Origin of the sequence: Microbacterium sp. RU33B, assembly GCF_900155915.1 — a bacterium.
Lineage (GTDB): Bacteria > Actinomycetota > Actinomycetes > Actinomycetales > Microbacteriaceae > Microbacterium.
Genome location: NZ_FTPO01000001.1, coordinates 531,396 through 550,383 on the forward strand (window position 1 = coordinate 531,396; position 18,988 = coordinate 550,383).

At 69.9% G+C, this 18,988-nt stretch carries 17 protein-coding genes and 1 other RNA gene; 14 read left to right on the forward strand and 4 right to left on the reverse strand.

Translation table 11 applies throughout. The features are described 5' to 3' along the window. On the reverse strand, positions 1-993 hold the full coding sequence (locus tag B0B14_RS02605; RefSeq protein ID WP_076681229.1) for an AAA family ATPase: 993 nt from the start codon (positions 991-993) through the stop codon (positions 1-3). Positions 994-1,139: 146 nt separating this feature from the next. On the opposite strand from B0B14_RS02605, the gene ffs reads away from it, so the two are divergent. After that, positions 1,140-1,236: signal recognition particle sRNA small type (gene ffs, locus B0B14_RS02610), an RNA gene on the forward strand. On the opposite strand, the gene B0B14_RS02615 is transcribed toward ffs, so the two are convergent. After that, positions 1,231-1,923, reverse strand: coding sequence for an NUDIX domain-containing protein (locus B0B14_RS02615; protein ID WP_076679966.1), 693 nt, complete (start codon positions 1,921-1,923; stop codon positions 1,231-1,233). The genes ffs and B0B14_RS02615 overlap by 6 nt on opposite strands. Before the next feature lie 80 nt (positions 1,924-2,003). On the opposite strand from B0B14_RS02615, the gene pta reads away from it, so the two are divergent. The 7 genes from pta (at position 2,004) to B0B14_RS02650 (ending at position 12,536) form a co-directional block, all read left to right on the forward strand. Then, entirely contained in the window at positions 2,004-4,136 is a 2,133-nt protein-coding gene (gene pta / locus B0B14_RS02620; RefSeq protein WP_076679967.1) for a phosphate acetyltransferase, read from the forward strand. 58 nt (positions 4,137-4,194) lie between these two features. Beyond that, positions 4,195-5,439 carry an acetate/propionate family kinase gene (locus B0B14_RS02625; protein WP_076679968.1) on the forward strand — a complete coding sequence of 415 codons (1,245 nt, stop codon included), beginning with the start codon at positions 4,195-4,197 and terminating at the stop codon, positions 5,437-5,439. A 76-nt stretch (positions 5,440-5,515) separates the two neighbouring features. Continuing rightward, the gene (locus tag B0B14_RS02630) at positions 5,516-6,247 is read left to right on the forward strand and encodes an HAD family hydrolase (RefSeq protein ID WP_076679969.1); all 732 of its coding nucleotides are present in this window, start codon (positions 5,516-5,518) and stop codon (positions 6,245-6,247) included. Next, positions 6,244-8,784: a glycoside hydrolase family 65 protein gene (locus B0B14_RS02635; RefSeq protein WP_076679970.1), complete on the forward strand. Its 2,541-nt coding sequence runs from the start codon at positions 6,244-6,246 to the stop codon at positions 8,782-8,784. Before B0B14_RS02630 ends, B0B14_RS02635 begins: the two co-directional genes overlap by 4 nt. 42 nt (positions 8,785-8,826) lie before the next feature. Further along, on the forward strand, positions 8,827-10,998 hold the full coding sequence (locus tag B0B14_RS02640) for a DNA polymerase III subunit gamma and tau (protein WP_076679971.1): 2,172 nt from the start codon (positions 8,827-8,829) through the stop codon (positions 10,996-10,998). Positions 10,999-11,001: 3 nt separating this feature from the next. Then, entirely contained in the window at positions 11,002-11,595 is a 594-nt protein-coding gene (gene recR, locus B0B14_RS02645; RefSeq protein ID WP_076679972.1) for a recombination mediator RecR, read from the forward strand. Beyond that, positions 11,595-12,536, forward strand: coding sequence for a DMT family transporter (locus B0B14_RS02650; RefSeq protein WP_076679973.1), 942 nt, complete (start codon positions 11,595-11,597; stop codon positions 12,534-12,536). The genes recR and B0B14_RS02650 overlap by 1 nt, the downstream gene beginning before the upstream one ends. Here the strand turns inward: B0B14_RS02650 and B0B14_RS02655 are convergent. Then, positions 12,484-12,972 carry a hypothetical protein gene (locus tag B0B14_RS02655; RefSeq protein WP_076679974.1) on the reverse strand — a complete coding sequence of 163 codons (489 nt, stop codon included), beginning with the start codon at positions 12,970-12,972 and terminating at the stop codon, positions 12,484-12,486. The genes B0B14_RS02650 and B0B14_RS02655 overlap by 53 nt on opposite strands. A 116-nt stretch (positions 12,973-13,088) precedes the next feature. On the opposite strand from B0B14_RS02655, the gene B0B14_RS02660 reads away from it, so the two are divergent. Further along, positions 13,089-14,375: an aspartate kinase gene (locus B0B14_RS02660; protein WP_076679975.1), complete on the forward strand. Its 1,287-nt coding sequence runs from the start codon at positions 13,089-13,091 to the stop codon at positions 14,373-14,375. 15 nt (positions 14,376-14,390) lie between these two features. Here the strand turns inward: B0B14_RS02660 and B0B14_RS02665 are convergent, their stop codons facing one another. After that, positions 14,391-14,603 carry a helix-hairpin-helix domain-containing protein gene (locus B0B14_RS02665; protein ID WP_076679976.1) on the reverse strand — a complete coding sequence of 71 codons (213 nt, stop codon included), beginning with the start codon at positions 14,601-14,603 and terminating at the stop codon, positions 14,391-14,393. Between the two features lie 101 nt (positions 14,604-14,704). Here B0B14_RS02665 and B0B14_RS02670 point away from each other — a divergent pair, with 101 nt between their 5' ends. The 5 genes from B0B14_RS02670 to B0B14_RS02690 all read left to right on the forward strand — a co-directional run bounded on the left by B0B14_RS02670 (position 14,705) and on the right by B0B14_RS02690 (position 18,977). Continuing rightward, the gene (locus B0B14_RS02670; RefSeq protein ID WP_076679977.1) at positions 14,705-15,781 is read left to right on the forward strand and encodes an aspartate-semialdehyde dehydrogenase; all 1,077 of its coding nucleotides are present in this window, start codon (positions 14,705-14,707) and stop codon (positions 15,779-15,781) included. After that, positions 15,778-15,987: a PLDc N-terminal domain-containing protein gene (locus B0B14_RS02675; RefSeq protein ID WP_076679978.1), complete on the forward strand. Its 210-nt coding sequence runs from the start codon at positions 15,778-15,780 to the stop codon at positions 15,985-15,987. Before B0B14_RS02670 ends, B0B14_RS02675 begins: the two co-directional genes overlap by 4 nt. 22 nt (positions 15,988-16,009) lie before the next feature. Further along, a complete protein-coding gene (locus tag B0B14_RS02680; protein WP_076679979.1) occupies positions 16,010-16,735 on the forward strand; it encodes a VIT1/CCC1 transporter family protein in 726 nt (241 codons plus the stop codon). Between the two features lie 93 nt (positions 16,736-16,828). Next, a complete protein-coding gene (locus tag B0B14_RS02685) occupies positions 16,829-18,301 on the forward strand; it encodes a malate:quinone oxidoreductase (RefSeq protein WP_076679980.1) in 1,473 nt (490 codons plus the stop codon). Between the two features lie 28 nt (positions 18,302-18,329). Further along, positions 18,330-18,977 (forward strand): thymidine kinase, encoded by a 648-nt coding sequence (locus B0B14_RS02690; RefSeq protein WP_076679981.1) that lies wholly within the window; start codon positions 18,330-18,332, stop codon positions 18,975-18,977. Positions 18,978-18,988: the final 11 nt, after the last annotated feature.

Here is an 18,988-nt window from a genome sequence, read left to right on the forward strand (position 1 = left end):
TCACGTGCGCGACGCGATGGGCACGCGCACGCTCGACGCGATGCGCTCGAGGATCGAGGCGATCGTCTCGGCGGTCGTGCGGGCGCGGGCGCCGCCGGCCGAGCGCGTCGGGATGAGCCGATGGGCGAACACCGGCACGAGGAGGGCGGTGACGTCGTCGGGGATGACGAAGCCCCGACCGTCGAGCGCGGCACGCACCTTCGCGGCGCGGGCGAGCTGCAGCGTCGCGCGCGGGCTCGCCCCGAGCCGCAGGTCGGGATGCGTGCGGGTGGCCGAGGCGAGCGCCACGGCGTAGTCCTCGATCGCGGGGGCGATGTGCACGGCGCGGGCCCACGCGATGAGGTCCTGCACGCGCTGGGCGGTCACCACTGGGGTGAGCGCGTCGAGCGGATTGACGGTGTCGCGCTGGCGGAGCATGAGGGCCTCGGAGCGCTGATCGGGGTAGCCCATCGAGATGCGCATCATGAAGCGGTCGCGCTGCGCTTCGGGGAGGGCGTACGTCCCCTCCATTTCGAGCGGGTTCTGCGTCGCGACCACGAGGAACGGCTGCGGCAGCAGGTGGGTCTGCCCGTCGACGGTGACCTGTCCCTCCTCCATCGCCTCGAGGAGGGCGGACTGCGTCTTGGGGGAGGAGCGGTTGATCTCGTCTGCGATGACGATGTGGGCGAAGATCGCGCCCGGCTTGAACTCGAACTCGCGGCCGACCGGATTGAAGACGCTCACGCCGGTGACATCTCCGGGGAGCAGATCGGGTGTGAACTGGATGCGGCGGACGGTGGCGTCGACGGATGCCGCGAGAGCCCGGGCGAGCATCGTCTTGCCGACGCCCGGCACGTCTTCGATCAGGAGGTGGCCCTCGGCGAGCAGGCACACGAGCGCCGAGCGCACCGCGTCGGGCTTGCCGTCGATCACGCGTGTGACGGATGCCACGATCGCGTCGGTGAGGCGGGTGAACTCCTCACCGGTCATCGCTGCGGTTTCTTGCTCCGTCATGACGGCTTCCGACATGCGACCCCCTCGGGTGGAGTTGGCGGAACGGAGCAGCATCGCTCCGTTATCCGATTGTAATAGCCGAGGGTGACCCCGGCTCCGGGGAATCCCCTGAGTGTGGAGCCGGTGCACGATCGGGGTAGACTGACGGAAGCTCTCCGCGAGGCGGCATCCAGGCCAACTCCCCCAGGACGGAAACGTAGCAAGGGTAACCAGGCTCTGCCGGGTTCGCGGAGAGTCTTACTCTTTCCGGCCCCGCTCAGCGCTGAACGGGCCGTCGAGCACAGACCAGTGCAGCAGCATGATCGTCTTGGCATCCTGGATGCGGCCGTCGCGGATCATCGCGAGGGCCTCGAGGATGTCGATCTCGAGGATCTCGATGTCCTCGCCCTCCTCCGCCAGACCGCCGCGATCGCCGATGCGCGTCGAGCCGTCGTACGGCGCGGCATAGAAATGGATGCGCTCCGTGACGGATCCGGGGCTCATGAAGACGTCGTACACGTGCTCGAGCTCGCCGATCTCGAGGCCGGTCTCCTCCGCAGCCTCCCGACGGATGGCCGTCACCGGGTCGTCGTCGTCGAGGAGTCCTGCGGCTGTCTCGATCAGCATCCCGTCCGGGTGCCCGTTGACATAGACCGGGAAGCGGAACTGCCGGGTGAGGAGCACGCGCCGCGCCGCCGGATCGTAGAGGAGCACCGTCGCGCCGTTGCCGCGGTCGTAGGTCTCGCGCTGCTGCCGCGCCCAGGTGCCCGCCGCATCCTGGTACTGGAGCGTCGTGCGGCGGAGCACGTGCCATCCGGCGGCGAGGAGCTCGACGTCCTCGACGCGCACCCGCGGATTGCCGTCGAGATCGCGCCCGGTCAGGTGCAGCCCGGTGCGCCCGCGATGGTCGGGGACGTCGACGCCGGGGATGCCGGGGGAGGGCTCGGTCATGACGGCGAGCCTAACCGGGCACGCGTTATTCACGACGGACGCCCTGGCCGGGGCATCCGCAGCCGCCGTAGGCTGAACGGGTGGCCCAGAGCATCTACATCACGTCGACTGAAGGCATCTCGGGCAAGTCCACGGTGGCGCTCGGCGTGCTGGACACGCTGATCCACGCGACACCGCGGGTGGGGGTGTTCCGGCCGATCGCGCGGTCGGTGATCGAACGCGACTACGTGCTGGAGATGCTGCTCTCGCACGACGGCGTCGACCTCGGGTACGACGAGTGCATCGGCGTCTCGTACGACGATGTGCGCAGCGATCCCGAAGGCGCCCTGTCGAAGATCGTCGAGCGGTACAAGGCCGTGGAGGCGCAGTGCGACGCGGTCGTGATCCTCGGCAGCGACTACACGGATGTCGGCAGCCCCGCCGAGCTCGGCTACAACGCCCGCATCGCAGCGAATCTCGGAGCCCCCGTGCTCCTCGTGCTCACCGGTCGCTCCGGCGAAGGCGAGCACCTCGGGGCATCCGTGTCGCGCACGCCGGAGCAGGTCGGCCAGCTCGCGGCATCCGCTCTGACCGAGATCGTGCACGCGCGCGCCGAGCTGCTCGCCGTCGTGGTCAACCGCGCCGATCCGCACGATCTCGAGCAGCTCGTCGCCGCCGTGCGCGCCGTCGTCGACCGGACGAAGAAGGCGGAGGGGAATCCGGTCGGCATCTGGGCGATCCCGGAGGACTCCACGCTGGTCGCGCCGTCGGTCAACGACATCATGCGCGCCCTCGATGCCCGTCTGCTCAAGGGCGATCCCGATCTGCTCGGCCGCCAGGTCATGAGCGTCGTCGTCGCCGGCATGTCGCTGAACAACGTGCTGCCGCGCCTCGAGGAGCACGCGATCGTGACGATCCCCGCCGACCGCACGGACGTGCTGCTCGGTGCTCTGCTGGCCAACCAGTCGGGCACCTTCCCCTCCATCTCGGGCATCGTGCTCAACGGCCCGTTCGCGCTGCCCGAAGCCGTCGACAAGCTGATCGACGGCCTCGATTCGTCGCTGCCGATCCTCGCCGCCGACGCCGACACGTACGAGACCGCGCTGCGCATCATGAACACCCGCGGACGGCTCGCGGCCGATTCGCAGCGCCGCTACGACACGGCCCGCGCGCTGTTCGAGGGCAACGTCGACACGGAGGAGCTCGCCCGCTCGCTGGGCCTGGCGACGTCGTCGGTCGTGACCCCGCTCATGTTCGAGTACCAGCTGCTCGAGCGTGCGCGCTCGGTGCGCAAGCGCATCGTGCTGCCCGAGGGCAGTGACGACCGCGTGCTCCGCGCCGCGGCGATCGTGCTGGCGCGCGGCATCGCCGACCTCACGATCCTGGGCGAGGAGGCCGACGTGCGCGGTCGCGCCCTCGAGCTCGGCATCGATCTGCGCGATGCGCGCATCCTCTCCCCGTTCGACCCCGCGCACGTCGCGCAGTTCGCGACCGAATACGAGAAGCTGCGCAAGCACAAGGGCGTCACCTACGGCCGTGCGGCCGACACCGTCACCGACGTGTCGTACTTCGGCACGATGATGGTGCACCTCGGCCTCGCCGACGGCATGGTGTCGGGAGCCGCCCACACGACCGCGCACACGATCCGTCCGGCGTTCGAGATCATCAAGACGAAGCCGGGCGTCTCGGTCGTGTCCTCGGTGTTCCTGATGGCGCTCGCAGACCGAGTGCTGGTCTACGGCGACTGCGCTGTGATCCCCGACCCGCGCGCCGAGCAGCTGGCCGACATCGCGATCTCGTCCGCGGCGACCGCGCAGCAGTTCGGCATCGATCCGCGCATCGCGATGCTGTCGTACTCGACCGGCGAGTCGGGCACCGGCGAGGACGTCGAGAAGGTCCGGGCGGCGACCCAGCTCGTGCGCGAGCGCGCCCCGGAGCTGCTCGTCGAGGGCCCGATCCAGTACGACGCCGCCGCCGACGCCGCCGTCGCCCGGGCCAAGATGCCCGACTCGGCCGTCGCCGGACGAGCGACCGTCTTCGTGTTCCCCGATCTGAACACCGGCAACAACACGTACAAGGCCGTGCAGCGCTCGGCGGGAGCCGTCGCGATCGGACCCGTTCTGCAGGGCCTCAACAAGCCGATCAACGATCTGTCGCGCGGCGCCCTCGTCGAGGACATCGTCAACACCATCGCCATCACGGCCATCCAGGCCCAGGGAGGCGCCCCCGCATGAACCCGCACCTCGCATCCGGCGCGCGCCGGCACGCACGCCGCTCGGACGGGATGCTCGCATGAGCGCCGTCCTGGTCGTGAACAGCGGATCCTCCTCCTTCAAGTACCAGCTGATCGACGTCGATTCCCGGATGCCGCTGGCCTCGGGGCTCGTCGAGCGCATCGGCGACCCGTCCACGAGCTCAGGGACGATGGGTGTCGCGAAGCACAAGGTGCACTTCGCGGCATCCGGTGACGGGTCTCCGACGGTCACCGACGCCACGTACGTGCAGGAGCTTCCGATCCCCGACCACGCCGTCGGCTTCGCGGTCATGCTCGACGCGTTCGAGACGCACGGTCCGTCCCTTTCGGAGGCTCCTCCCGTGGCAGTCGGGCATCGCGTCGTCCACGGCGGTGCGCGGTTCTTCGAGCCGACGCTCATCACGCCGCTCGTCGAGATCAACATCGACGAGCTGTCGGTGCTCGCTCCGCTGCACAATCCCGGCGCCCTCCAGGGCATCCGGGCCGCCAGGGCCGCGTTCCCCGAACTCCCGCACGTCGCCGTCTTCGACACGGCGTTCCACCAGACGCTTCCGCCCGCGGCCTACACGTACGCGATCGATCGCGAGCTCGCCGAGCAGCACCGCATCCGGCGCTACGGCTTCCACGGCACCTCTCACAAGTTCGTCTCCGAAGCGGCGGCAGGATTCCTCGGCCGACCGCTGGAGGAGCTGAAGCAGATCGTCTTCCACCTCGGCAACGGCGCATCGGTCACAGCGATCGACGGCGGGCGCTCGGTCGAGACGTCGATGGGCATGACGCCTCTGGAGGGCCTGGTCATGGGCACGCGCTCGGGCGACATCGACCCGGCCGTGCTGTTCCACCTCGCTCGCCGGGCGAGCCTGTCGATCGACGACCTCGACGCCCTGCTGAACAAGCGCAGCGGCATCCTGGGGCTCTCCGGCGTCGGCGACATGCGCGACGTCGAGGCCGGCGTCGACGCGGGGGACCCCGACGCCACGCTCGCCTTCGAGGTCTACCTGCATCGCCTTCGCGCCTACGCGGGGTCGTATCTGGCGCAGCTCGGGGGCGTCGATGTCATCTCGTTCACCGCGGGCGTCGGCGAGAACTCGGCCCGCGTGCGCGCCGGCGCGCTCGACACGCTCGGCTTCGCCGGAATCGAGATCGACGCCGCACGCAACGAGGCGCGCGGCCCCGGCATCCGCGTGATCTCCACGGATTCCTCGGCGGTCACGGTGCTCGTCGTGCCCACGAACGAGGAGCTCGAGATCGCCCTGCAGACCTTGACGGTCGCCGCCGGCTGAGCACGTCACTAGGCTTGCCTGCAGGCCCCTCGGGACGCCTGCCCGTCCGTCCGAAATCTCACGAGGGGGAGATGCCGTGACCGCCGCCGAACTACCCGATCTGACGTCCTTCGATGCCGTGCTCTTCGACCTGGACGGCGTCCTGACGCCGACCGCCGAAGTGCACATGCACGCATGGCGCACGATGTTCGAAGAGCTCTTCACGCAGTGGGGCCTCGAGCCGCCGTATACCGACGACGACTACTTCGAGTACCTCGACGGCAAGAAGCGCTACGACGGCGTCGCGAGCCTGCTGCGCAGTCGTGACGTCGAGGTGCCCTGGGGCGATCCGTCCGACGACGCCGCCGCCGACACGGTCTGCGGCATCGGCAACCGCAAGAACGCCTTCTTCGAGCGGGCGCTGCGCGAAGACGGCATCGCGCCCTACCCCGGCTCGCTCGCGCTCCTCGATGTGCTGACCGCCGCGGGTACGCCCGTCGCCGTCGTGTCGAGCTCGAAGAACGCCGAAGAGGTGCTCCGCGTCGCGGGTCTTCGCGAGCGCTTCCCCGTCGTCATGGACGGCGTGATCGCCGAGCGCGATCATCTCGCGTCCAAACCCGCCCCCGACGTCTTCGCCGAGGGTGCCCGGATGCTGGGGGTCGACCCCGCCCGGAGCGCCGCCGTCGAAGACGCCCTCAGCGGAGTGCAGTCGGCGGTCGCCGCCGGCTACGCGCTCGTCATCGGCGTCGACCGCGGCGTCGGAGTGGAGGCGCTCCGCGCCGCCGGAGCACACATCGTCGTCCAGGACCTGGAGGAATTCGTCTCATGATCGATCGCGATCGCTTCCCCGTCGACCCGTGGCGTCTCGTCGAGAAGTCGTACTCGTTCGACGACGCCGGGGTCACGGAGACCCTGTTCGCCGTCGGCAACGGCTACGTGGGGCTCCGGGGGAACCACCCGGAGGGACGCCACGCGCACGAGCACGGCACCTTCATCAACGGCTTCCACGAGACGTTCCCGATCCGTCACGCGGAGCAGGCCTACGGCTTCGCCGAGGTCGGGCAGACGATCGTCAACGCCCCGGATGCCAAGGTCATGCGCGTCTACGTCGACGATGAGCCGCTCTCGCTCGACGTCGCCGACATCCGCGAGTACGAGCGCGCCCTCGACATGCGCGACGGCGTGCTGCGCCGCCACATCCAGTGGACGACGCCCTCCGGCAAGGAGGTCCGGGTCGACTTCGAGCGGATGGTGTCGTTCCAGGAGAAGCACGTCGCGATCATGAGCGTCGAGGTCACGGTGCTCAATGCGGACGCTCCCGTCACCGTGAGCTGCCAGCTCGTCAACCGCCAGGACGGGGAGGACGTCTACGGCGGATCGCCGGCCGGATCGAAGAAGGCCGGGTTCGATCCGCGCAAGGCGGAGCGCTTCCACGAGCGCGTTCTGCAGCCGCAGCAGTTCTGGCAGGACGGCACCCGCTCGGCGCTGTCGTACCGGGTGGCGGAGTCGGGGATGACGATCGCGGTCGTCGCCGATCACGTGCTCGAGACCGAGAACGAGGTCTCCCTGCGCGGACTCGTCGAGGCCGACATCGCGAAGAACGTCTTCCGCGTGCAGGCCAAGGCCGGCGTCCCCGTCAAGGTCACGAAGCTCGTGAGCTACCACACGTCGCGCGGAGTGCCCGCCGGCGAGCTCGTCGATCGGTGCCGTCGCACGCTCGACCGCGTGCTCACCGAGGGCGTCGCGGCCCAGTTCGCGGCGCAGCGCGCGTGGCTCGACGAGTTCTGGTCGCGCTCCGATGTGCGCATCACGGGCCACGACGCGCTCCAGCAGGCCACGCGGTGGTGCCTGTTCCAGCTCGCCCAGGCCGCCGCGCGCGCGGACGGCCAGGGGGTGCCCGCCAAGGGCGTCAGCGGCTCCGGCTACAGCGGCCACTACTTCTGGGACACCGAGATCTACGTCCTGCCGTTCCTCATGTACACGACCCCGCAGTGGGCGCGCAATGCGCTGCGCATGCGCGTGCTCATGCTCCCCGCGGCGCGCAAGCGCGCCTACCAGCTCAACGAGGCCGGGGCGCTGTTCCCGTGGCGCACGATCAACGGCGAAGAGGCATCCGCCTATTACGCCGCCGGCACCGCGCAGTACCACATCAACGCCGACGTGAGCTTCGCGCTCGCGAAGTACGTGCGGGCCACGGGCGACGTCGACTTCCTCCACCGCGAGGGCGTCGACATCGCCGTCGAGACGGCGCGCCTGTGGACCACGCTCGGGTTCTGGCGCACGAGCGAGGGCGAGGGGGACGACGGCGACGTCTTCCACATCCACGGCGTCACCGGCCCCGACGAGTACACGACGGTGGTCAACGACAACCTGTTCACGAACGTCATGGCGCGCTTCAACCTCCGCTTCGCGGCGCGCACCGTGGTCGAGATGGCCGAGGACGACCCCGAGGCGTACGCGCGCATGGTCGACCGTCTGGCGCTCGATCCGGGTGAGGCGGAGGCCTGGGCGCGCGCCGCCGAGGCGATGCACATCCCCTACAGCTCGGCTCTGGGCATCCATCCCCAAGACGCGGTCTTCCTGGAGAAGGAGGTGTGGGACCTCGAGAACACGCCGCCGGACCGTCGCCCGCTCCTGCTGCACTTCCACCCGCTGGTGATCTACCGGTACCAGGTGCTCAAGCAGGCGGATGTCGTGCTCGCCCTGTTCCTGCAGGGCAACCACTTCACGCCCGAGGAGAAGCTGGCCGACTTCGAGTACTACGACCCGCTGACCACGGGCGACTCGACCCTGTCGGCGGTCGTGCAGTCGATCCTCGCTGCCGAGGTCGGATACCAGGATCTCGCGCTGGAGTACTTCCTGCAGTCGGCGTTCGTCGACCTGGCCGACCTGCACCACAACGCGGCCGACGGCGTGCACGTCGCGTCGGCGGGCGGCGTGTGGACGGCGCTCGTCGGCGGATTCGGCGGCATGCGCGACCACTACGGCGATCTGTCGTTCGATCCGCGCCTGCCCGAGTCCTGGGACGAGCTCGCGTACGTGCTGCACTGGCAGGGCACGAAGCTCGATGTGTCGATCACCCGCACCGCGTTGCGCATCACGGCGGGTGAGGGCGAGCGCGTCGCGTTCACGGTGCGCGGCGAGGAGTTCGCCGTCGAACCGGGGACGGATGTCGTCATCCCGCTCGCCGACCAGGGCACCGTGCGGCGCGGCAAGCCGTCGCTGCGGAAGTTCGCGGATGCCGTACTCGAGGACGGCACGCTCCTGTCGGCGTCCGTGCCGACCGTGACGACGTCGATCCCCGTGATCACGGCCTCGGATCTGGGCGAGCACGCCGAGGCCCCCGTCGACGCGGGGCCGCTCTGAGACGCCCGGCGGGATGTCCCCGCCACGACGTAGGCTGAGACGGTGACCACCGCTCTCTACCGCCGCTACCGACCAGAGGCGTTCGGCGAGATGATCGGCCAGGCGCAGGTCACCGATCCGCTGATGACGGCTCTCCGCAGCGATCGGGTCGGCCACGCCTACCTGTTCTCGGGTCCCCGCGGGTGCGGCAAGACCACGTCGGCGCGCATCCTCGCCCGCTGCCTCAACTGCGCGCAGGGTCCCACCGACACGCCGTGCGGCGTCTGCGACAGCTGCGTCGAACTCGGCCGAGGGGGAGGCGGGTCTCTCGACGTCGTCGAGATCGACGCGGCATCCCACAACGGCGTCGACGACGCCCGCGACCTGCGCGAGCGTGCGATCTTCGCTCCGGCGCGCGACCGCTTCAAGATCTTCATCCTCGACGAGGCGCACATGGTGACGCCGCAGGGCTTCAACGCTCTGCTCAAGCTCGTCGAGGAGCCGCCGGATCACGTGAAGTTCATCTTCGCGACGACCGAGCCCGAGAAGGTCATCGGCACGATCCGCTCGCGCACGCACCACTACCCGTTCCGGCTCGTACCGCCCGCCGCCATGCTCGAGTACGTGCAGGAGCTGTGTCAGACCGAGGGCGTCGAGGTCGAGGCCGGTGTGCTGCCGCTGGTGGTGCGCGCCGGCGGAGGGTCGCCGCGTGACACGCTGTCGCTGCTCGACCAGCTCATCGCCGGGTCCGAAGACGCGAAAGTGACCTACTCCCGCGCCGTCGCGCTCCTCGGCTACACGCACGGCGAACTGCTCGACGAGGTCGTCGACGCCTTCGCGGCGCGCGATGCCGCGGCCGCCTTCGCTGCCGTCGACCGCGTCGTGCAGACGGGTCAGGATCCGCGCCGGTTCGTCGACGACCTGCTCGAGCGCCTCCGCGACCTCATCATCATTGCCGCCACGGGCCAGGGCGCGTCCGCGGTGCTGCGCGGCGTCTCGGCCGAAGACCTCGCCCGGATGGGCCGCCAGGCCGACCTGTTCGGCGCGACACGCCTCTCGCGCACGGCCGATCTCGTGGTGACGACCCTCGATGAGATGTCGGGAGCCACGTCGCCGCGCCTCCAGCTCGAGCTCATGGTCGCGCGCGTGCTGGCCAGCCACGTCGCCGTCGCAGAACCGGCGGCTGTGTCGCCGGCGCCCGTCGCCCCCACCCGTGCGTCCGCGCCGGAGGCTTCCGCGCCCGCGGCGACCGTTCCCGCGGCGCCCGCGCCAGTGGCAGCCCCGCCCGCGGTCCCCGCGCTCGCCGAAGAGCCGTCCCGCCCCGCGGCGGCCCCCGCTCCGGCGGCGCAGCCCGCTCTCGCTCCGGTTCCGTCCGTCGCCTCCGGGCCGATCACCCTGCAGCGCATGCGCGACTCCTGGCCCGAAGTGCTCGGGCGCCTCGAAGGGATCAGTCGTTCCTCGTGGATGCTCGCAATGGCCACCCAGCCCCTCGACCTCGCGCAGACCGCTGACGGATACGTTCTGACGCTGGCGTTCCAGAGCGCGCGCGACATCGACAAGTTCAAGCCGAAGGCGCTCGGCGGCACCGATGCGCACGTCGATGTGCGTCAGGCCATCACGGATGTGCTCGGCATCGAAGTCCGCTTCCTGCCCCGCGTCGAGGTGAAGGGCGACGACGTCGCACCTCCCTCCGACGCCGACGCGCCGGATCCCGACCCCGACCCCGACCCGGAGCCGCCCGCCGAGTCCGCGCCCGTCCGGGCGCCCGAGCGTCCCTCACCGCGCACCGAGTCCGTGCCGCCGCCGGCTCCGCGCGGAGCACCCGCCTCCGCCCGACCTGCGGCCGTGGCGCCGGTCACCGAGTGGGCCGTGGCTCCGATCCCGACGGATGGGCCCCCCGCCCCGTCGGTCGGCCAGTTCGCCGTCGACGACGAGCCGGAAGAGGCGGCGTCGCCGGTGATCACGGCGACGCTCACCGCGCCGCGCGAAGGAGACGTCCTCCCGGCCCGCGACCTCGAGCCCGCGATCTCGCTCGACGACGAGCTCGAGACCGACGATCTCGACGCCGGCGCCTCCGTCGACGTCCCCGTCCCGCCCGTCGTCGCGCCGCGACTGCCGGTCGTCCGCTCGCGCGAGGACGGCGTGCGGCGTTACGGCGAAGCCGTCGTGCGACAGGTGCTCGGCGCGACCTTCGTGCGAGAAGAGCCCTACGAGCCCCCGACGAGGTTCAGCTAAGCCATGTACGACGGAATCGTCCAGGATCTGATCGACGAGTTCGGCCGCCTTCCCGGCATCGGGCCGAAGTCGGCGCAGCGCATCACGTTCCACATTCTGCAGACCCCGGGGTTCGACGTGGCGCGGCTGTCGACGCTGCTGGGTGAGATCCGCGAACGCGTGCGGTTCTGCGAGATCTGCGGCAACGTGTCGGAGCAGGACCGCTGCATCATCTGCCGCGACCCGCGACGCAACCTCACGCTCATCTGCGTCGTCGAAGACGCCAAGGACGTCTCGGCCATCGAGCGCACCCGGGAGTTCCGGGGTCTCTACCACGTGCTCGGCGGCGCGATCAGCCCGATCGGGGGAATCGGCCCCGACGACCTGCGCATCACCCAGCTCATGCAGCGCTTGGCCGACGGCACCGTGCAGGAGGTCATCATCGCCACGAACCCGAACCTCGAGGGCGAGGCGACCGCCACGTATCTGAGCCGGCTCCTGCACAGCCTCGAGATCAGCGTCACCCGCCTCGCTTCGGGACTCCCCGTCGGCGGCGACCTCGAGTACGCCGACGAGGTCACGCTCGGCCGTGCGTTCGAGGGCCGACGCAGCATCTGATGGTCGAGGTGCGCGCCGTCTCGACGCGCGGATGGCTCCTCTTCGCGGCGATGGCGCTGCTGTGGGGGATGCCGTACCTCTTCATCAAGGAGGCCGTCGACTCGTTCTCTCCCGCTGCGGTCGTCGCCGGCCGCACGCTCCTCGGAGCAGCGCTGCTCCTTCCGCTCGCGCTGCACCGGCGGGCGCTGCGTCCCGCGCTTCGGCTGTGGCCGTGGGTGCTGGCCTTCGGTGCGATCGAGATGGCAGGGCCCTTCTTCCTGCTGAGTCATGCCGAGCAGACCCTTCCCTCCGGGCTCACGGGGCTTCTGGTGGCGACCGTGCCGCTGTTCGCTGCCCTCATCGCGGTGACCCGCGGTGATCGCAGCGTGCTCGCGCCGGCGCGGTGGATCGGTCTGGTCGTGGGCTTCGCCGGGGTGGCCGTGATCGTCTGGGGGCCGGGTCTGGCTGCAGGTGGCGCGACCGCCCTCGTCGCGATCGGCGAGGTGCTCGTCGTCGCCGTCTGCTACGCCATCGCGCCGTTCATCGTGGCCACGAAGCTCGCCGACGTCCCGGCGCTCGGCACCATCACGGTGTCGCTCGCCGCTGTGGGCGTCTTCTACCTCCCGATCGGGCTCCTGACGCAGCACGACGTGCCGACGGTCAGCAGCACGATCTCGCTCGCGCTGCTCGGCATCCTGTGCACCGCCGTCGCCTTCATCGCCTTCTTCGCCCTGATCGCCGAGGTCGGGCCCGTGCGCGCGCCGCTGTTCACGTACGTCAACCCGGTCATCGCGATCGCCCTCGGCGTCGTGATCCTCGGTGAGCAGCTGCACGCGGGGCTGCTGTTCGGCTTCCCCCTCGTCCTCCTCGGATGCTGGCTCGCGGCGACCGGCGGCCGCATCCGCGTGGCTACCGCAGCACCTCCACCAGGACCACCCACGACACCAGCAGCGCCGTCATGATCGCGACGACGGCGCCGAACGCGAACAGCAGAAGGCCGACGGGCTCTCCGATCAGCAGGGCGATGCCGCCGGCGGCGTAGAGGCCCGGCGCGACGAACCCGATCGCGGCCTTCGCGAGCCTCCACCGGTTGGCCGGATCGACGTTCTCGTAGATCCGGCGCGTCGCGACCGACTGGAACACGCCGGACACGACGGCGAGCACGAGGACGCATGCTCCGTAGAGGATCGTCGAGAACTCGGGGATGAGCCCGAGCGCCGAGACCGAGAGGGCAAGCACGAGGCTCGAGATCCCGGCCGCGAGGCGGGCGGTGAGCGAGACGGCCTTGACGATGTCGGCGATGTTGACGCTCGCGGCGACGATGACCAGACCCGCGAGGGCGGCGGTGGCGCCTGCCATCGCGACGTTGAAGTCGGTCCATGCCTCGAGCGGATCCATGCCGGGATGCTATCGGCACCGCGCGGCGCGTCACATGGCCGGGCGGGAATCACACTCTCCGTAAGATGGTTCGTCGGGCGCAGCATCCAGGCGTCCGGTCAGGGGAGTGGTCGAACGTGGCGCTGATCGTCCAGAAGTACGGCGGGTCTTCCGTCGCCGACGCCGAGAGCATCAAGCGGGTCGCGAAGCGCATCGTCGACACCCGACGCGCCGGCAACGACGTCGTCGTCGCCGTCAGCGCGATGGGCGACACCACCGACGAGCTTCTCGATCTCGCGGGACAGGTCGCGCCCATCCCGGCGCCGCGCGAGCTCGACATGCTGCTCTCCAGCGGAGAGCGCATCTCGATGGCGCTCCTCGCGATGGCGATCCACTCGATGGGCTTCGAGGCGCGATCCTTCACCGGCAGTCAGGCCGGCATGATCACGGATGCCGTGCACGGCGCGGCGCGCATCGTCGACGTCACCCCGATCCGCCTCCGCGAAGCGCTCGACGAGGGCGCGATCGTCATCGTCGCCGGCTTCCAGGGCTTCAACCGCGACACCCGTGACATCACGACGCTCGGCCGCGGCGGCTCCGACACGACCGCGGTGGCCCTGGCGGCGGCCCTCGAGGCCGACGTGTGCGAGATCTACAGCGACGTCGACGGCATCTACACGGCCGATCCGCGCGTCGTTCCCAGGGCCCGCAAGCTCGATGTCGTCTCCGCCGAGGAGATGCTCGAGCTCGCCGCGAACGGCGCCAAGGTGCTCTACATCCGCGCCGTCGAGTACGCCCGTCGTCATGGCGTGCTCATCAACGCCCGCTCGACGTTCTCGTCGAGCCCCGGCACCTACGTTTTGGGTGAGGGGATGTCCCGTCCCGCAGCCGCAGAGGGAGAAGAGATGGAAGAGCCGATCGTCGCGGGAGTCGCGACCGACCTCAGCCAGGCCAAGATCACGGTGGTCGGCGTGCCGGACGTGCCGGGCAAGGCCGCCGAGATCTTCAAGATCGTCGCGAAGTCGGGCGCCAACGTCGACATGATCGTGCAGAACGTGTCGGCCGCGGCCACCGGCCGCACCGACATCTCGTTCACGCTGCCCAAGACCGACTCCGGAGCGGCGCTGCGCGCGCTCGCGGCCGATCAGGTCGAGGTGGGCTTCGAGTCGCTCGTGCACGACGACCAGATCGGCAAGCTGTCGGTCGTCGGCGCCGGGATGCGCACGCACTCGGGTGTCTCGGCGACGCTGTTCGAGGCGCTGAGCGTGTCGGGGATCAACATCGAGATGATCTCCACGTCGGAGATCCGCATCTCGGTGGTGCTCCGCGGCGACGACCTCGCCGATGCCGCGCGTATCGTGCACACGGCCTACGGTCTCGACGGCGACGCCGAGGCGGTCGTCTACGCGGGCACCGGGCGCTGACGCCGAACCCCCGCGTCAGGGCGCGAACGACATTCCGCGCGCAGTGAGAGCGGCGTCGAGGATCGCGATCGCCCTGGGGCCGACCCCGTGCAGGGCCTCGACCTCGCGCTGCGGCAGCGCGGCGACGTCGGCGAGCGTCGTGATCCCCGCCTGGAGGAGCGCTCGCGTGGCGGGGCGACCGATGCGCGGCAGATCGCCGATCTGCTCGGGAATGCGTCGCGTCGCCATGCGTCGAGGGTAGCCGCACGCATGTCCGGCGGGGCATCCGCCGCCGGTAGACTCGGCGCAAACAGGCGCGTCCCGCGCGCCGCGCACCCCGAGGACTCCGCATGACCCGCATCTCAGACTCAGGTATCTCCGTCGCCGTGGTCGGCGCCACCGGCCAGGTCGGCACCGTCATGCGCGAGATCCTCGCCGAGCGCTCGTTCCCGATCCGCGAGCTCCGCCTGTTCGCGACCGCCCGCTCCGCCGGCACGGCCGTCGAGTTCGGCGGTGAGACGGTCATCATCGAAGACATCGAGACCGCCGACCCCGCCGGCATCGACGTCGCCCTCTTCTCCGCCGGCGCCACCGGAAGCCGCGCCCACGCTCCTCGGTTCGCCGAGGCCGGCGCCGTCGTCATCGACAACTCCAGCGCCTGGCGCATGGATCCGGATGTGCCGCTCGTCGTGAGCGAGGTCAACCCGCACGCCATCGCCGAGGCGCACAAGGGCATCATCGCGAACCCGAACTGCACCACGATGGCCGCGATGCCGGTGCTGAAGGTGCTGGATGCCGAGGCGGGCCTCGAGCGTCTGATCGTGTCGACATATCAGGCCGTCAGCGGGTCGGGTCTGGCGGGCGCCCAGGAGCTCCTCGGACAGGTCGAGGGCGTCCTCGCGCAGGGTGACATCCTGCGCCTCGTGCACGACGGCTCGTCGGTGGACTTCCCGCAGCCGGAGAAGTACGTCGCGCCCATCGCCTTCGACGTCATCCCCCTCGCCGGGAACCTCGTCGACGACGGCCTCAACGAGACCGACGAGGAGAAGAAGCTCCGCAACGAGAGCCGCAAGATCCTCGAGCTACCCGACCTCCGCGTGGCGGGCACGTGCGTGCGCGTCCCCGTCTTCACCGGCCACTCGCTCAGCATCAACGTCGAGTTCGCCCGCGACATCACGCCCGACCGCGCGCGCGAGCTGCTCGGTTCCGCCCCCGGCGTGCAGCTCGACGAGGTGCCCACGCCGCTCCAGGCGGCGGGCAAGGACCCCAGCTTCGTCGGCCGTATCCGCGCCGACCAGTCCGCACCGGAGGGGAAGGGTCTCGTGCTCTTCATCGCGAACGACAATCTCCGAAAGGGTGCGGCCCTCAACGCGGTCCAGATCGCGGAGCTCGTCGCGGCGCGCCTCGGCGCCGGAGTCTCGCGATGACCGGCGGAGCGCCCTCGAGCGCCGTCGCGCGCGTCGGCATCGCCGTCGTCGGCATCGTGCAGGTGGCGTTCGCGTTCCTCGCCTTCTGGGACCTCGGTCACCGGCGGGCGAAGGAGGTCCGCGGTCCGAAGCCCGTGTGGATCCCGGTCATCCTGGTCAACTGGATCGGCCCCGCAGCCTACTTCGTCTTCGGCATCCGCCGCTGACACCAGGCCCGGGTCAGCCGCCATGGTCGATGCCGCCGTCGTACGCAAGTGGGTGCTCGACGCCAACGACGGGATCATCTCGACCACGGGCATCGTGCAGGGCTTCGCCGGAGCCGGCGCCAACGATGAGACGGTGCTCTTCGCCGCCGTGACGCTCATGATCACCGGAGGGCTGTCCCTCGGCGGCGCCGCCTACGCCGAGGCCGCACAGGACCGGGCGGCCGAGATCGCCATCATCGATGAGGAGAAGCGCCGCCTCGCGATGAGCCCCGACGAGGAGCGCGCCGAACTCCGCGATCACTACGTCAAGCGCGGTCTCGATCCGAGGCTCGCCGACCAGGTCGCCGCCCAGCTCATGACGCGCGATGCGCTCGGCGCTCAGCTCGAGACCGAGTACGGCATCCTGGACGACGCGACACCGGCCACGCGCCCCGTCTGGATCGCCGTCCGCGGCTTCCTGGCGTTCCTCTCGGGCGCCCTGCCGCTCACGATGGCCGTCGTCTTCGTCGACGACGCGTGGCGCATCGCCGTCTCGCTCGCGGTGGTCATCGCATCGCTCACCGTCACGGGTCTCGTCTCCGCGAAGGCCGGCACGGGGCATCCGATGCGCGCCGTCGTACGCTCCATCACGATCGGCCTGTTCATCGCCCTGCTGTCGTTCCTCGCCGGAAACGTCTTCGAGGTGATCGACCAGTTCATCCCTCAGATCGACGTCGACGGCGACGTCGTGCCCAGCCCATCGCCCTAGCGCTCTTCACGCCCGGGCAAGAACAGGGATCCTTGCCGGATGCCGGGGCCGCCCGCGACCGGGACGAGGCCCGCGGCGACCTAGAATCGAGGGGTGTCAGAGAAAGTCGATGTGCTGCTGATCGGCGGCGGAATCATGAGCGCGACGCTCGGAACCCTCCTCGCGGAGCTGCAGCCGGACTGGAAGATCGTCGTGTACGAGCGTCTCCACGACGTCGCGCTCGAGAGCTCCAACGCGTGGAACAACGCCGGCACGGGGCACGCCGCCCTGTGCGAGCTGAACTACATGCCGGAGGGCCCCGACGGCTCGGTCGATCCGGCGAAGGCGATCGCGATCAACGAGCAGTTCCAGCAGAGCCGGCAGTTGTGGTCGACCCTCGTCGACGAAGGCGTGCTCGACGCGCCCCAGACATTCATCAACTCCGCTCCGCACATGACGTTCGTGCGCGGTGAGAAGGACGTCGCGTACCTGAAGAAGCGCTACGAGGCGCTCTCGAAGGAGCCGCTCTTCGCGGGGATCGAGTACTCGGAGGACTCGCGGGTCATCAACCAGTGGGCGCCCCTGCTGATGCAGAAGCGACGCGCCGGCGAGCCCTTCGCCGCGACGAGGGTTCCCGCCGGCACCGACGTCGACTTCGGCTCCCTCACGCACCAGCTCTTCGACAACCTGAAGGAGAAGGGCGCGGAGGTCGTCACCAACCGCGAGGTGCGCCGGCTCAAGCGTCTGCCCGACGGCTCGTGGCGGGTCGGCTGGCGCAATGCGATCGGCCGCACCCCGGGGACGACCGACGCGAAGTTCGTCTTCGTCGGCGCGGGCGGATGGGCTCTGAAGCTCCTGCAGCGCTCGCACATCCCCGAGATCAAGGGGTACGGCGTGTTCCCGATCGGCGGTCAGTGGCTCAAGACGAGCAATCCCGCCCTCGTCGCCCAGCACAAGGCGAAGGTCTACTCCCAGGCATCCGTCGGCGCCCCGCCGATGTCGGTGCCGCACCTCGACACCCGCGTCGTCGACGGTGAGTCCTCCCTCCTGTTCGGTCCGTTCGCGACGTTCAGTCCCAAGTTCCTGAAGAACGGCTCGATGCTGGACATCGTGACGCAGGTGCGTCCGGGCAACCTCTGGCCGATGATCAAGGTCGCCGTCGACAATCCGTCGCTCATCACGTACCTCGTGGGCGAGCTCATGAAGAACCATGCCAAGAAGGTCGACAGCCTCCGCACGTTCATGCCGACGGCGAAGGACGAGGACTGGGAGCTGCTGCAGGCCGGTCAGCGCGCGCAGGTCATGAAGAAGGACCCGAAGAAGGGCGGCGTGCTGCAGTTCGGCACCGAGGTCGTCACGGGCGCCGACGGCACGATCGCGGGGCTGCTCGGCGCATCGCCGGGCGCATCGACCGCCGTCTCGATCATGCTCGGGCTGCTGAAGACATGCTTCCCCGACCGCATCGACGAGTGGACGCCCCGCCTGCAGGCGCTGATCCCGAGCTACGGAACCACGCTCAACACCGACCCCGCCCGTGCCGAGGAGTCGGTCGCCGAGACGGCGCGGAAGCTCGCCATCTCGGTGTAGCCGTTCCGGGTGCACCTAGACTCTCGGGGTGGCCAAGCTCTACTTCCGCTACGGGGCGATGAACTCCGGCAAATCGACGTCGCTGCTGCAGGCCGCGTTCAACTACGAGGAACGCGGTCAGCACGTGCTGCTGGCCAAGCCGGAGATCGACACCAAGGGCGCCGACGAGATCTCGAGCCGACTGGGTGTGACGCGCAAGGTCGATTTCCTCATCCGGCCGGGCGACGATCTTCGTGCGATGTTCGCGGAGCATCGCGCCCGCGTACGGATCGAGGCCTCTGCGTCGCTCGTGCCCGAGTCGGACGAGCATCCGGTCGACGTCGCGTGCTTCCTCGTCGATGAGGCCCAGTTCCTCACTCGAGACCAGGTCGACGACCTGCTGCGCATCGTCGTGCTGGAGGGCGTGCCTGCTCTCGCCTACGGCATCCGCACCGACTTCCAGACCCAGGCGTTCCCCGGATCGCGCAGGCTCATGGAGCTCGCCCACAGCCTGGAGGAGCTCAAGACGATCTGTCGCTGCGGACGCAAGGCGATCTTCAACGCCCGGCTGGTGGGCGGCCGGTTCGTCTTCGAGGGCGACCAGGTGGCGATCGACGAGCTGACCACGGACCGCGTCACCTACGAATCGATGTGCGCCGAGTGCTATCTGCGTGAATCGGGCGGGCGTCTGGGCTGAGTACGCTGGAG